The organism is Oleiagrimonas soli (assembly GCF_000761445.1).
GTDB classification, from domain to species: domain Bacteria; phylum Pseudomonadota; class Gammaproteobacteria; order Xanthomonadales; family Rhodanobacteraceae; genus Oleiagrimonas; species Oleiagrimonas soli.
In genome coordinates this window covers 2,892,487-2,904,919 of sequence record NZ_KN196470.1, presented here as the reverse complement: position 1 = coordinate 2,904,919, position 12,433 = coordinate 2,892,487, and the positions used below count along the sequence as shown (strand labels likewise).

The window sequence follows — 12,433 nt, the reverse complement described above, 5'->3', positions numbered from 1 at the left end:
CAGGCACCGGAAAGGTGGAGAGCAGGGCAGGTTCGGAGAGAATTAATGCCCTGTTGCCAAGCTGTTAAAATTCATATTTAATGCCGTTGCGCACATTTCGCTCCTAAGGGCGCATGGGGAAGGGGGAAACGTGAGTCTGTTCACTCCCAAGAAGCCGCCGCTGATCGGCGTCGACATCAGTTCCACCGCGGTCAAGCTGCTGCAGCTGAGCCGATCGGGTGGCCGCTACCGCGTGGAACACTACGCGGTCGAGCCGTTGCCTCCGAATGCGGTGGTGGAAAAGAACATCGTCGAGGTCGAGGCGGTTGGTGACGCCGTGCGTCGCGCATTGGCGCGGTCGGGCACCAAGACACGCTTCGCCGCGGCGGCCGTGGCCGGATCGGCAGTGATCACCAAGGTGATCCCGATGGCATCGGATCTCTCCGAGGAAGATCTCGAAGGCCAGGTCCAGGTCGAGGCCAACCAGTACATCCCGTACCCGATCGAGGAAGTCAGTCTCGACTTCGAGAAGATCGGGCCGGTGCGCGACAACCCGGAGATGAGCAACATCCTGCTCGCCGCCTCGCGCACAGAGAACGTCGATATGCGCGTCGCCGCGCTCGATCTGGGCGGTCTGACCGCCAAGGTGATCGACGTCGAAGCCTTCGCGATGGAGAACGCCTTCACGCTGATCGCCGACCAGCTTTCGGTCGCGCGCGACGCGCTGGTGGCCGTGGTCGACGTCGGCGCCACCATGACCACGCTGGCGGTGATGAAGAACCAGCGCACCATCTACTCGCGCGAGCAGGTCTTCGGCGGCAAGCAGCTGACCGACGAGATCATGCGGCGCTACGGCCTTTCCTACGAGGAAGCCGGGCGCGCCAAGCGCCAGGGCGGCCTGCCCGATACCTACGAGCAGGAAGCGCTGGAGCCGTTCAAGGAATCGATGGTGCAGCAGATCAGTCGTCTGCTGCAGTTCTTCTTCGCCGGTAGCGAATACAGCAAGATCGACCAGGTGGTCCTGGCCGGCGGCTCGGGCGGCATCGCCGGCGTCAGCGAAATGGTGGAGGACCAGCTCGGCGTGCCGTGCATGGTCGCCAATCCGCTGGCGCAGATGTCGATCGCTTCGCGCTCCCAGGCGCAGCAGCTGGCGGCGGATGCGCCCTCGCTGATGATCGCCGCGGGCCTCGCCATGAGGAGTTTCGACTGATGGCGCGCATTAACCTGCTTCCCTGGCGCGCCGAACGGCGCAAGCAACGCGAACGCGAGTTCTTCACGCACCTGGGTCTCGCCGCCGTCGTCGGCATCGCGATCGTGATCCTGTGGGCGATGTGGATGAACATGCGCATCAGCAACCAGAACGAGCGCAACGCCTACCTCACGGGTCAGATCCGGCAGCTCGATCAGCGCATCGCGCAGATCAAGAATCTGGAGAAGGTGCGCGATCACCTGCTGGCCCGCAAGCGGATCATCGAGAAGCTGCAGGCCGACCGCTCGAAGATGGTGCATCTGTTCGACGAACTGGTGAAGACGATCCCGCCCAGCGTGCGTCTGACCAGCCTGGAGCAGCAGGGCGATCAACTGAAGCTGACGGGTGTGGCGCAGTCGAACGCCAGCGTGGCCGAGTACATGCGCAACCTCGAACAGTCGCCGTGGATGAGTCAGATCGAACTCGGTCGGACCGAAAACAAGGGTGGGGACACGCGCATGCCGTACGTGTTCAACCTGAGCATGAAGATGGTCAAGCCGAAGTCCGAGGGCGATGCGAATGATGGCAGTGGCACGCCTGTCGGCGGTGCGAGCAAGGGAGGTGCGAAGAAATGAGTTTCTTTGACGATCTCCGCAATCTCGATCGCAACAACATCGGCGGCTGGCCGAAGTCGGTCAAGATCTTCTTCATCGTGTTGCTGCTGGCCGTGATCGTTCTTGCCGGTTGGTACTTCTATACCAGCGATCAACAGGATCAGCTGCAGCAGCTCCAGCGCAAGGAAATGACGTTGCGCACGGAGTTCCAGAGCAAGCAGGCCAAGGCGGTCAATCTGGAGGCGCTGCGCAAGCAGTTGAGCGACATGCAGGACATGCTGCGGCAGATGCTGCGGCAGTTGCCGAGCAAGACGGAAATGCCGGCTCTGCTCGTCGATATCTCGCAAACGGCGCTTGCCTCCGGTCTTCAGGTCGACGTGTTCGCACCGGGCGCGGAGTCCAAGCAGGACTTCTACGCCGAGAAGCCGATCCAGCTGAAGATGAGCGGTACGTACCATCAGTTCGGCACGTTCATCAGCGGCGTGGCATCGCTGCCGCGCGTGGTGATCCTGACCATGCACAACGTTTCGCTCAAGCCGGAGAAGGCCGGGCCGAACGGCGTGGCCACGAACGGCCGACTGACGCTGGAAGGGACGGTCAAGACCTATCGTTATCTCGACGATGAGGACACGGACAACGTCAACGGCAAGATGCGCGGGAGGGGCAAATGAGCATGCGTACGAACACCATGCGTCTGTTGCTGCTGCTGACTTCCCTGCTGGTCCTGGGCGGTTGCACGCGCGGTACCTCGGACCTGCATCGATGGGTTGCGCAGGAGAAGGCGAAGAAGGGCGCGCCCCTGCCGCCGCTGCCGGTCATCAAGACGTTCGAAAGCTTTGAATACAAGGACCAGGCGTTGCGCGATCCGTTCGCGCCGAGTCCGAACGAAAACGCCAACAAGGCGTCTTCCGGGCCGCGTCCGGACCAGAATCGTCCGCGCCAGCCGCTCGAATCGTTTGCGCTGGACAGCCTGAAGATGGTTGGCACGATCGGTCAGGGCGGCACGATGGAAGCCCTGATCAAGGATCCCGGTGGGGTCATTCATCCAGTGCACGTAAATGACTACATGGGACAGAACTATGGCCGTATCACGGACATTGCCGAGGATCATGTCGATCTTGTCGAGCTGGTACCGAATGGGACCGGCGGCTGGATGGAACGCAAGGCGAGCATGGCGCTCGACGAGCAATGAAGACCCATCGGGGGTGATGTACATGATGACCACAACTATGCATCGTCGAGGCCGGGCCATGTTTGCCTTCCGTAACAGCGTTCTCGCGCTGCTGTCCATGCTGGCATTCGGCTTCGCCGGTTCCGCCTGGGCGACCAGCACGCTGAAGAACGTCAGCTACCAGACGCTTCCAGGCGGCAGCGTGCAATTGAACATGCAGTTCGATGGCGCCCCGCCGGAGCCGAAAATCTTCACCACCAGCACCCCTCCGCGCATTGCCGTGGATCTGGACGGCATCAGCAATGGCGTCAGCCAGCGTCACTTCGATGTCGGCACCGGTGCCACGTCGGGCTACTCGGTGGTGTCCGCCGGCAATCGCACGCGCGTCGTGGTGGAACTGTTCCGCGCGGCGAGCTATCACGCCAAGGTCGACGGCGACAGCCTCGTGCTCACGGTCGGCAACGGCGGCGAAGCGGATACCAGCGACACGACGGCCGCCACGGATCCCAGCAAGCAGGTCCAGTCGGCCGATGCCGCACAGGTTTCCAATGTCGACTTCCGACGCGGCGCCAACGGCGGCGGCAAGGTGCTGATCACGTTCAGCGGCACGGGCGCCGACGTCAATCTGCAGCAGGAAGACGGTCGCGTCACGGTGCAGATGAACAACGTCATCGTACCGGCGAAGTTCGCCAAGACGATGGACGTCACGGACTTTGCCACGCCGGTGCAGAGTATGAGCACCCAGTCCACGCCGAGCGGCGGGCAGATGGTGCTGCAGGTCAACGGCAATGTCGATACGTCGGCCTATCAGACCAACGATCAGTACGTGGTCGACATCACGCCGAAGAAGGCGGACAAGTCGGACAAGCCTCAGCCAGGACAGGAGCCGGTCTATTCCGGCAAGCGCGTCACCTTCAACTTCCAGAACATTCCGGTGCGCTCGGCGCTGAACCTGCTGGCGCAGGTCTCCGGCCTGAATATCGTGGCCGCCGACAGTGTGGGCGGCAGCGTGACAGTGCGCCTGGTGAACGTGCCGTGGGATCAGGCGCTGGACGTCATCATGCGGGCCAAGGGTCTGGACAAGCGCCGCAACGGCAATGTTGTGTGGATCGCGCCGCAGGAGCAGATCGCCAAGTACGAGCAGGATCTGGCCGAGGCTCGACTGAAGTCCGAAGCGCAGGCGGAGCTGGTCACGGCCTACATTCCGATCAATTACGGCAAGGCCTCCGAGATCGCGCAGCTGTTGACGCAGAAGAGTCTGCAAAGTTCGGGTGGCGGTTCGGCGGCGGGAGGCGCGAGCGCTAGCCGCGGATTCCTGTCGCCGCGTGGAAGCGTTTCCTACGATCAGCGCACCAATACGCTGTTGATCAACGATACGCCTGAAAAGATCAAGGACATCCGCAATCTGGTCAGCGTCCTCGATCGCCCGGTCAAGCAGGTGCTGATCGAATCGCGCATCGTTGCGGCCACCGACAACTTCACCCGGGATCTGGGCGTGAAGTGGGGCGCGTTCGGCGTCAAGAACAACAATGGCAATACGCTTTCGCTGGGTGCGGACGGTGCAAACGCCGTGGATACCGCCACGGGTAATCGGACCACGAATGTTGCAGTTCCTGGTCTGAGCAGCAGCGGCACCAATGGTTTCAACGTGAACCTGCCGCTGACCACGAATCCGACCGGTAGCCTCGGCGTCGCCATTCTCGGCTCGAACTACCTGCTGGATCTGGAGCTGAGCGCCGCGCAGAGTGAAGGGCAGACGGAGATCATCTCCAGTCCCCGCGTGATCACGGCCAATCAGCAGGAAGCGGTGATCCGCCAGGGTCAGGAAATCGGTTACGTGACGTTCCAGAACTCCGGTGCCGGCGGCAGTGGCGGCGCGGGCACGGCCACGGTCCAGTTCAAGGATGCCGTGCTGGAGCTGAAGGTCACGCCGACGATCACCTCCGACAAGCGCGTGTACCTGAAGATCAACGTGAAGAAGGATGCGCTGGCCGGTTTCGTCGCGAGCCCGGGCGGTGGCCAGGTTCCGCAGATCGACACGCGCGAGATCAACACGTCGGTGCTGGTCGACAACGGTCAGACCGTGGTCCTGGGCGGTATCTACGAAATCACCAAGAACAACAACGTGGCGAAGGTGCCGGGACTGGGCGATATCCCGATCCTCGGTTACCTGTTCCGTTCGCGCAATCATTCCAACAACAAGGCCGAGCTGCTGATCTTCGTAACCCCGAAGATTCTCAGCGAGACCGGACGCTGAACGGCGTTGCATGATCCTCGAAAAGGCGGCCATCCGGCCGCCTTTTCGTTTGCGCAGGACACGCTCGCTAAACTTTGAGCGTCGATCGCTGTCCCAAAGCGGTGTCGAAGCCTGTGACCGGCCCGACATGCGATCCAAATTCTTCCGTCCTAGCCAGGGGGCCGATGCCCGTCATGAGTGAGAGCGAGACCCGTCAGCAAATGCCGTTGCAGCAGGCTTTCGCCACGCTGCGCGAGGATCTGAAGCACGCCATCATCGGGCAACCCGCCTTGGTCGAGAGCCTGCTCATCGCACTGCTGGCGGACGGTCATCTGCTGGTCGAGGGCGCGCCCGGGCTGGCCAAGACCACGGCGATCAAGGCGCTGGCGGCGCGCATCGAAGCCGATTTCCATCGGGTGCAGTTCACGCCTGATCTGCTGCCCGCGGACCTTACCGGCACCGACATCTTCCGGCCGCAGAGCGGAAGCTTCGAATTCGAGCGCGGGCCGCTGTTCCACAACATCGTGCTCGCCGACGAGGTCAATCGTGCACCGGCGAAGGTGCAGTCCGCCCTGCTCGAAGCGATGGCGGAGCGGCAGATCACCATTGGCCAGCGCAGTTGGCCCCTGCCGCCGCTGTTCCTGGTGATGGCCACGCAGAATCCCATCGAGCACGAGGGCACCTTCGCGCTGCCCGAGGCCCAGCTCGACCGCTTCCTCATGCACGTCACCATCGGCTATCCCGATGCCGAGGCCGAACAGGCCATTCTGGAGCTGGCGCGCGCGAACAGTCGCGAGGCGATGTCGACGCCGGCGCCGGTCAAGCACCTGCTGCATCAGGACGATGTCTTCGCGGCTCGTCGCGCCGCGTTGGATGTGCACATGGCGCCGGCGCTGGAACGCTACCTGACCGAACTGATCCTGACCACGCGCGACGCAGGGCGCTACGACCCGGAGCTGGCCGGCTGGATCGAGTGGGGCGCGAGCCCGCGCGGCACGATTGCGCTCGATCGTTGCGCGCGCGTGCATGCCTGGCTGCAGGCGCGGGACTACGTGCTGCCCGAGGACGTGCATGCCGTGGCGCACAACGTGCTGCGGCACCGGGTGCTGATCGGCTACGAGGCCGAGGCCGCCGGCGTGAAACCCGATGACGTGATCACGCGTGTGCTGGAGCGCGTGCCGCTGCCGTGAGCGTGCCGATGGACGCGCAACAGTCTGCGGCACAGGACGGGATCACGCGGATCTCCCTGGCGGAGCTGCTCGCATTGCGCCGGCAATTGCCGCGTCGCCTGGCGCCGCCCGTGGATCGCGTGCACGCCGTGCGCTCCGGTGGACACGTCACGACCGTGCGCGGCCGCGGCATGGACTATCGCGAATCGCGCGCCTATCAGCACGGCGACGACATTCGCAGACTGGATTGGCGGCTCACTGCGCGCAGCGGCAAGCTGCACACGAAACTCTTCCAGGAGGAGCGCGAGCGGAGCCTGATGGTGCTGCTGGACACGAACGCGACGCTGCGCTTCGGCACGCGCCGTCGCTTCAAGTCCGTGCAGGCCGCGCGCGCCGCTGCGCTGGCGGCCTGGCTTGGCATCGCAACGAACATGCGGGTCGGCTTGGCGGCGTTCGGGAGTGCGCGTCGCGTGGCGCGCCCGCAGGCCGGGAGCCGCGGCGCCTTCGCGATTATGCATGCCTTGTGCGAAACGCAGTCGACGCATGCGGAAGATGGTCGGGAGTCGCTTTCGGCGGCCTTGCAGCGCGTGTCGCGGCTGGTGCGCAACGGCAGTCAGGTGCTATTGATCAGTGACGGCGCAAGCCTCGATGCGGAGACGCGTGCAGCGCTGGTCGCTTTGCGTCGTCATGCCGCCGTGCGTGTGCTGGTCGTGGCCGACGCGCTGGAAAGCGCGCTGGCCCCGGCGGGCCGCTATCCGATCGCGTGGCAAAGCGTGGTGCGAACGCTCGATCTGCAGCAGCAGGCCGCGCGAGTGAAGTTTCGCGAAACGCTCGGTCGCGCGCCCCACCGGCTACAGATGCTGGCGCGGGAACTGCAGCTGCCGTGCCGGCGAATCGAGACGCAGGACGAGCCCATGACCGCGGTGGCGCAGCTGCTTGGCATATCGCTGGGAGCCAAGCAGACATGATCGCCCCCGGACCGAAGCTGCGCGATATTCACCCGCCGCCGCCGCCGTCCTGGTGGCCGCCGGCATACGGCTGGTGGGTGCTGCTCGCCTGTGTGCTTGCGGCAATGGTCGTCCTGGTCTGGTACGCGCGACGCAAACGGCGCGGGCGTCTTCGCTGGAAAGCGGTGCGCGACGCGCTGGGCGAGATGCGTGCGCGCTATCCGCAGGAAGGTCTCGCCTGGCTGGCGGGACAGCTTTCGCAGTGGCTGCGCCGCGCGGCGATACAACGCGATGCGGCAGCGGCATCCATGCAGGGCGAGGCCTGGCGTGCCTTCCTGACGGCGCATGCGCCGCGCGGGGCGGATGTTGCGCCGCTGCTGTCGCTGCATGACCTCGCGTATCGGCCGGCGCCGCAGTTCGATGCCGAAGCGACGTTGCATGCGGCCGAGGCGTGGCTGCGTCATGTGCTGACGGAGCGCTCGGCATGATCGATTTCGCCTGGCCATGGTTGTTCCTGTTGCTGCCGCTGCCGTGGCTGTGCCGCCGCTGGCTGCCGCCGCATGCGCCGAGTCGTGCGTTGCGTTTGCCGCATCGCGATCTTTCCTCGTTGCTGGCGCAGTCACCGCGCGGCAGCGCGATGTTGCGCGGTCGCGGGTTGCTGTGGACGCTGATGTGGTGCTGCCTGCTGGCGGCCGCGGCGCGACCGCAGTGGATCGGCCCGCCGCAGCCGCTGGAGCGCTCCGGCCGTGGCGTGATGCTGGCGGTGGACATGTCCGGCAGCATGAGCCTGCGCGACATGCAGCTGGGCGACGTTCCGGTGAGTCGCTTCGGCGCCGTGCGCGCGATCGTCGGCGACTTCATCGACCGCCGCGCCGGCGATCAGGTCGGACTGATCCTGTTCGGCACGCGGGCCTATCTGGTCACGCCGCTGACCTACGATCTGGACGCTGTGCGCGCGCAACTGCGGGACGTCGCCGTCGGTCTGGCGGGTCGCAACACCGCGATCGGTGACGCCATCGCGGTAGCGGTGCGGCGTCTGCGCAAGTTGCCGGGCGACGATCGCGTGCTGGTGCTGCTCACGGACGGCGTGAACAACGCCGGCAGCATCGCGCCGATGGATGCCGCGCGGATCGCCAAGAAGGCCGGGGTGCGCATCTACACCATCGGTATCGGCGCCGTGGACAACGGACCACTGGACCTGTTCGGCAACCCGATGGGCGGGCAGGGACTGGACGAGGATGCGCTGCGCAGCATCGCCGAGATGACCGGCGGCAAATTCTATCGCGCCACCGACACGCGCGAGTTGGCGCAGGCCTACCGCGCGATCGACGCGCTGGAGCCGACCCTGAAGGGCAACCTGATGCGTCGTCCGCGCGAACCGCTGTATCCATGGCCGCTGGCGGCGGCGCTGCTGCTCGCCTTGCTGGGTTGGAGTGGACCGTCGTGGCGACGGGAGGCGACGACATGAGTGCGTGGCACGCTTTTCACTTCCTGCGTCCGTGGTGGCTGCTGGGGCTGCTGGCACTGCCGGCGATCGCCTGGTGGCTGCGTCGCGGCGGCGAAGGCGCCTCGTTGCGACGCCTGGTCGATGCGGCGCTGTTGCCGCATCTGCTGGAAGGCGGCGCGCGGCGACGCATCGGTCTGCAGCTGGCGGTGCTGGGGGCGTGGACGCTGGGCACGCTGGCGATGGCCGGGCCGACGTGGGAGCGCAGCCCGCAGCCGGTGTTCATGAACCAGCGCGCGCAGGTGGTCGCCGTATCGCTCTCCCAGCGCATGCTGGCCGCGGACATGACTCCGGACCGCATGACGCGCGTGCGCTACAAGATCCATGCATTGCTGCAGGCCAATGCCGCCGGACAGAATGCCCTGATCGCCTATGCCGGCGAATCGTTCACGGTCGCGCCCTTGACGTCCGACGCCGACGCGCTCGGCGAACTGCTCGACGCGCTGGCGCCGGACGTGATGCCGGTGCAGGGCGACAACATGGCCAGCGCGATTCGTCGCGCGACCCGGCTGTTGCAGGGCGCGGGCGTGCACGACGGCTCCATCGTGGTGATCGACGACCACGCCGATGCCTCCGCCGTCGACGCCGCACGCGCGGCGCGCAAGGCCGGCATGCGGGTATCGGTACTCGGCGTCGGCACGACCAAAGGCGCTCCGGTGCCACAGGCCAGCGGCGGCTTCGAGCGCGGCGCCGGCGGACGGACGCTGATGGCCGTGCGCGACGATGCCTCGTTGCGGGCCGTGGCCGAGGCCGGTGGCGGTCGTTATGTGCCGATGCGGAATGACAGCGCGGACGTCCGCGCGCTGGCGACCCAGTTACGCATGCGCTCGGGTGCGCGCGACAGCCATCGGCAGTCCGATGCCTGGCGTGACCGTGGCGCCTGGCTGCTGCTGCCGGTGCTGCTGCTGGCGGCGCTCGGATTCCGGCGCGGCGTGCTGTGGATGCTGCCGCTGCTGATCGTTTCGTGGTGGTCGCCGCCGGCGCGTGCTTCCGGTTGGCAGGATGCCTGGCACACGCGCGATCAGCAGGCCGCCAAGGCGCTGGCCGACGGACATGCGCGCAAGGCCCAGCAACTGGCGCACGATCCCGCCCTGCGCGGCACGGCGGCCTATCGCGCTGGCGACTACCGCACCGCGGCGCAGGCCTTCGCGCAGGCAAAGGGCGCGCAGAACCTCTACAACCGCGGCAACGCTCTCGTGCACATGCATCGCTACGAGGAGGCGATCAAGGCCTACGATCAGGCGTTGGCGGCCGACCCCAAGCTGGCCGATGCGCGCGCCAACCGCACGGCGGTGCAGGACTGGCTGCGCCAGCAGCGCAGGAAGCAGGGCAACGGCCAGGGCGAGCAGCGCGAACAAGACGGGCACGGCGGCCAGGGGGGGCAAGCCGCGCCCAAGCCAGGACAGAACGGGCAACGCAAGGGTGCGGCGAAACCGTCCGAAGCCGGCAAGTCCGCTTCGCAGAACGGCAAGTCCTCGCAGGATGCAACGCGTGGGGATCGCAAGTCCGGACAGGGCGAACAGCATGGCGGCGCGGCGGACGCGCAGCGCCCGGATCAAACCACGCAGCAGCCGGATCAGCGCGGGCAGACGTCCGATCAGGCGCAGAAGGCCAAGGCGCCGACAGCTGCGGACAAGCAGGCCGAGCAGAAGGCGCAGCAGGCGCTCAAGCAACGCATGGACGCGCAACTGAGCAAGTCGTCCCGTGGCTCGCAGAAGGCCTACGCGCTGGGCGCGCAGCCGGAGCAGGCCTCCGGACAGAGCCATCCGCTGCCCCAGGCCATGCAGCAGGCGCTGCAACGGGTGCCGGACGACCCCGGCGGGTTACTGCGCCGCAAATTCCTGCTGGAGTACCAGCGTCGCCAGCAGCGCGGCGACCTCGGCGGGCAGGACGATACGGACGGGAGTGATTGAGCGTGAACCGATCGGCAAAACTCATCATGAGCGGGTGTCTCCTGCTGGCGCTGCTGTTCAGCGCGACGGCGGCGGCGAGCGGCGTCACGGCGTCCCTGGATCGCCATCATGCGACGCTGGGCGATACGGTGACGCTGAACCTGAGCCGCGATGGCGGCGATGCGATCCCGATGCCGGATCTGTCGGCGCTGGGCAAGGATTTCCAGGTTCTGGGGCAGTTCAACGGTTCCAGCGAGCTCGAGGAAAACGGTCGCATCCAGTCCCGCTCGGTGCTGTCGATCACGCTGCGTCCCCTGCATGCCGGCACTTTGCAGATTCCCGCGCTGGATGTGGGCGGACAGCAAACGAAGCCGCTGACCTTGCAGGTCGCCGACGCGCCGAAGCAAGGCGTCGGCCATGCGGGCGATCCCGCCTTCCTCGAGGTCACGGTCAGTTCGCAGACGCCCTATGTCGGTCAACAGGTGGCGCTCGACGTGAAGCTCTACTACGTCGCCTCGATGCTGGATGGCAACCTCAGTCCGCCCAGCGCCGACGGTGCGCAGGTGCAGACGCTCGGGCGCGATCAGCGGTATCAGGCGCAGCGCGGCGGGCGCATGTACGGCGTGATCGAACGGCACTACGCGATCATTCCGCAGCATGCGGGCACGCTGCAGATTCCGCCGGTGGTATTCCGCGGACGCACCGTGGACAGCTCCGGCATGGGCGATTTCTTCGGCACGGCGCACGCGGTCGGCGCGGAGTCGAAGACGCTGACTTTGAACGTGACACCGCGCCCGGCGAGTTCCGGCAAGGGACCGTGGCTGCCCGCCAAACAGGTGGAGATCAACCTCAGCGGACTGCCGGCCAGCGGCACGGTGCAGGTCGGCGAGCCGGTCACCGTGACGCTGCAGGAAGGCGCCACGGGACTGCCCGCCGAGATGCTGCCCGAGCCCACGCTGCCGGCGATATCCGGGGCGGATGTGTATCCGGATCAGACGCAGGACGTCAGCCGCAACAACGGTCAGTGGATCACCGGATCGCGTTCGCGCAGTTTCGCCATCGTGCCGAATCGCGCCGGCACGCTGCAGATCCCGGCGATCACGTTGCGCTGGTGGAATGTCGATGCCGACAGGGAGGAGACGGCGACGATCCCCGCGCACAGCCTGACCGTGACGGCGGCGAGCGGCAATGGCGCGGCGCCACCGTCGGCACCCCGGGCGCCGGTGGCCGCAGCCAGCGCCGGCACACCACNCTGTGGATTCTGAGCCTGGCGACGTTCGGGTGGCTGGCGTGGCGGCGGCGATCGGCGGCGCATCGGGCCGGGACGGCCGCGGCGCAGGCGCGTAGCGGCCGGGCTCGCACCTTGCGCAACGCCTTCCTGTTGGCGGCGCGCGGCGGCGATCCGCACGCCACGGGTCGTGCCTTGCTGGCCTGGGCGCAGGCGGAGCGTGACGGCGTGCGGCATCTTCAGGACGTTTCGGAGCAGCTGGCCGATTCCGATCAGATCGAGGCCATCGCGCGGCTGCAGCAACGTCGTTACGCCGCAGCGATCGATGCAGCGCAGGATCCGTGCGCGGCTCTGGCGGAGGCTTTCCGTTCCGGGTTCGTCTGGCGCAAGCCGTCCGCGGCGTCGCCGCAAGAGCCGCTGCCGCCGCTGTATCCGCCTTCGACCTGACGTCCCTTCGCGGCGTCGCAACGGGTAGACTCGGTCGGCAGATGCTGACGGAGTGAC

General features: G+C 66.4%; 11 protein-coding genes and 1 pseudogene. All 12 read left to right on the top strand.

Features of this window, described 5'->3' with window-relative positions:
- Window positions 1–130 precede the first annotated feature (130 nt).
- Window positions 131–1,189, top strand: coding sequence for a pilus assembly protein PilM (locus LF63_RS12995; RefSeq protein ID WP_043102439.1), 1,059 nt, complete (start codon window positions 131–133; stop codon window positions 1,187–1,189).
- Complete coding sequence (locus tag LF63_RS12990; protein WP_052395090.1) at window positions 1,189–1,803, top strand: PilN domain-containing protein; 615 nt, start codon at window positions 1,189–1,191, stop codon at window positions 1,801–1,803. The genes LF63_RS12995 and LF63_RS12990 overlap by 1 nt, the downstream gene beginning before the upstream one ends.
- Window positions 1,800–2,453 carry a type IV pilus inner membrane component PilO gene (locus LF63_RS12985; protein ID WP_043102438.1) on the top strand — a complete coding sequence of 218 codons (654 nt, stop codon included), beginning with the start codon at window positions 1,800–1,802 and terminating at the stop codon, window positions 2,451–2,453. The genes LF63_RS12990 and LF63_RS12985 overlap by 4 nt, the downstream gene beginning before the upstream one ends.
- Before the next feature lie 17 nt (window positions 2,454–2,470).
- Window positions 2,471–2,974 carry a pilus assembly protein PilP gene (locus LF63_RS12980; RefSeq protein ID WP_235205330.1) on the top strand — a complete coding sequence of 168 codons (504 nt, stop codon included), beginning with the start codon at window positions 2,471–2,473 and terminating at the stop codon, window positions 2,972–2,974.
- Window positions 2,975–3,032: 58 nt separating this feature from the next.
- Window positions 3,033–5,210 carry a type IV pilus secretin PilQ gene (locus tag LF63_RS12975; RefSeq protein ID WP_235205329.1) on the top strand — a complete coding sequence of 726 codons (2,178 nt, stop codon included), beginning with the start codon at window positions 3,033–3,035 and terminating at the stop codon, window positions 5,208–5,210.
- 173 nt (window positions 5,211–5,383) lie between these two features.
- Window positions 5,384–6,379 (top strand): AAA family ATPase, encoded by a 996-nt coding sequence (locus LF63_RS12970; protein ID WP_043102433.1) that lies wholly within the window; start codon window positions 5,384–5,386, stop codon window positions 6,377–6,379.
- Between the two features lie 8 nt (window positions 6,380–6,387).
- On the top strand, window positions 6,388–7,326 hold the full coding sequence (locus LF63_RS12965; protein ID WP_043102430.1) for a DUF58 domain-containing protein: 939 nt from the start codon (window positions 6,388–6,390) through the stop codon (window positions 7,324–7,326).
- Complete coding sequence (locus LF63_RS12960) at window positions 7,323–7,793, top strand: DUF4381 domain-containing protein (RefSeq protein ID WP_043102427.1); 471 nt, start codon at window positions 7,323–7,325, stop codon at window positions 7,791–7,793. The genes LF63_RS12965 and LF63_RS12960 overlap by 4 nt, the downstream gene beginning before the upstream one ends.
- The gene (locus LF63_RS12955; protein WP_043102425.1) at window positions 7,790–8,773 is read left to right on the top strand and encodes a vWA domain-containing protein; all 984 of its coding nucleotides are present in this window, start codon (window positions 7,790–7,792) and stop codon (window positions 8,771–8,773) included. Before LF63_RS12960 ends, LF63_RS12955 begins: the two co-directional genes overlap by 4 nt.
- A complete protein-coding gene (locus tag LF63_RS12950; RefSeq protein WP_043102423.1) occupies window positions 8,770–10,722 on the top strand; it encodes a VWA domain-containing protein in 1,953 nt (650 codons plus the stop codon). Before LF63_RS12955 ends, LF63_RS12950 begins: the two co-directional genes overlap by 4 nt.
- Window positions 10,723–10,748: 26 nt before the next feature.
- A pseudogene (locus tag LF63_RS16485) lies at window positions 10,749–11,952 on the top strand (BatD family protein); the annotation flags it as partial.
- A gap of 1 nt (window position 11,953) precedes the next feature.
- Window positions 11,954–12,376: BatD family protein (locus tag LF63_RS15330; protein WP_484549304.1), on the top strand; the 423-nt coding region annotated here is incomplete at its 5' end.
- Between the last annotated feature and the right edge of the window lie 57 nt (window positions 12,377–12,433).

What these genes read in the sequence shown, in the direction of transcription:
- LF63_RS12975 (WP_235205329.1), top strand. Translation starts at nt 3,033, where the DNA reads ATGTTTGCCTTCCGTAACAGCGTTCTCGCGCTGCTGTCCATGCTGGCA.
- LF63_RS12980 (WP_235205330.1), top strand. Translation starts at nt 2,471, where the DNA reads ATGCGTCTGTTGCTGCTGCTGACTTCCCTGCTGGTCCTGGGCGGTTGC.
- LF63_RS12965 (WP_043102430.1), top strand. Translation starts at nt 6,388, where the DNA reads ATGGACGCGCAACAGTCTGCGGCACAGGACGGGATCACGCGGATCTCC.
- LF63_RS12950 (WP_043102423.1), top strand. Translation starts at nt 8,770, where the DNA reads ATGAGTGCGTGGCACGCTTTTCACTTCCTGCGTCCGTGGTGGCTGCTG.
- LF63_RS12985 (WP_043102438.1), top strand. Translation starts at nt 1,800, where the DNA reads ATGAGTTTCTTTGACGATCTCCGCAATCTCGATCGCAACAACATCGGC.
- LF63_RS12990 (WP_052395090.1), top strand. Translation starts at nt 1,189, where the DNA reads ATGGCGCGCATTAACCTGCTTCCCTGGCGCGCCGAACGGCGCAAGCAA.
- LF63_RS12970 (WP_043102433.1), top strand. Translation starts at nt 5,384, where the DNA reads ATGAGTGAGAGCGAGACCCGTCAGCAAATGCCGTTGCAGCAGGCTTTC.
- LF63_RS12960 (WP_043102427.1), top strand. Translation starts at nt 7,323, where the DNA reads ATGATCGCCCCCGGACCGAAGCTGCGCGATATTCACCCGCCGCCGCCG.
- LF63_RS12955 (WP_043102425.1), top strand. Translation starts at nt 7,790, where the DNA reads ATGATCGATTTCGCCTGGCCATGGTTGTTCCTGTTGCTGCCGCTGCCG.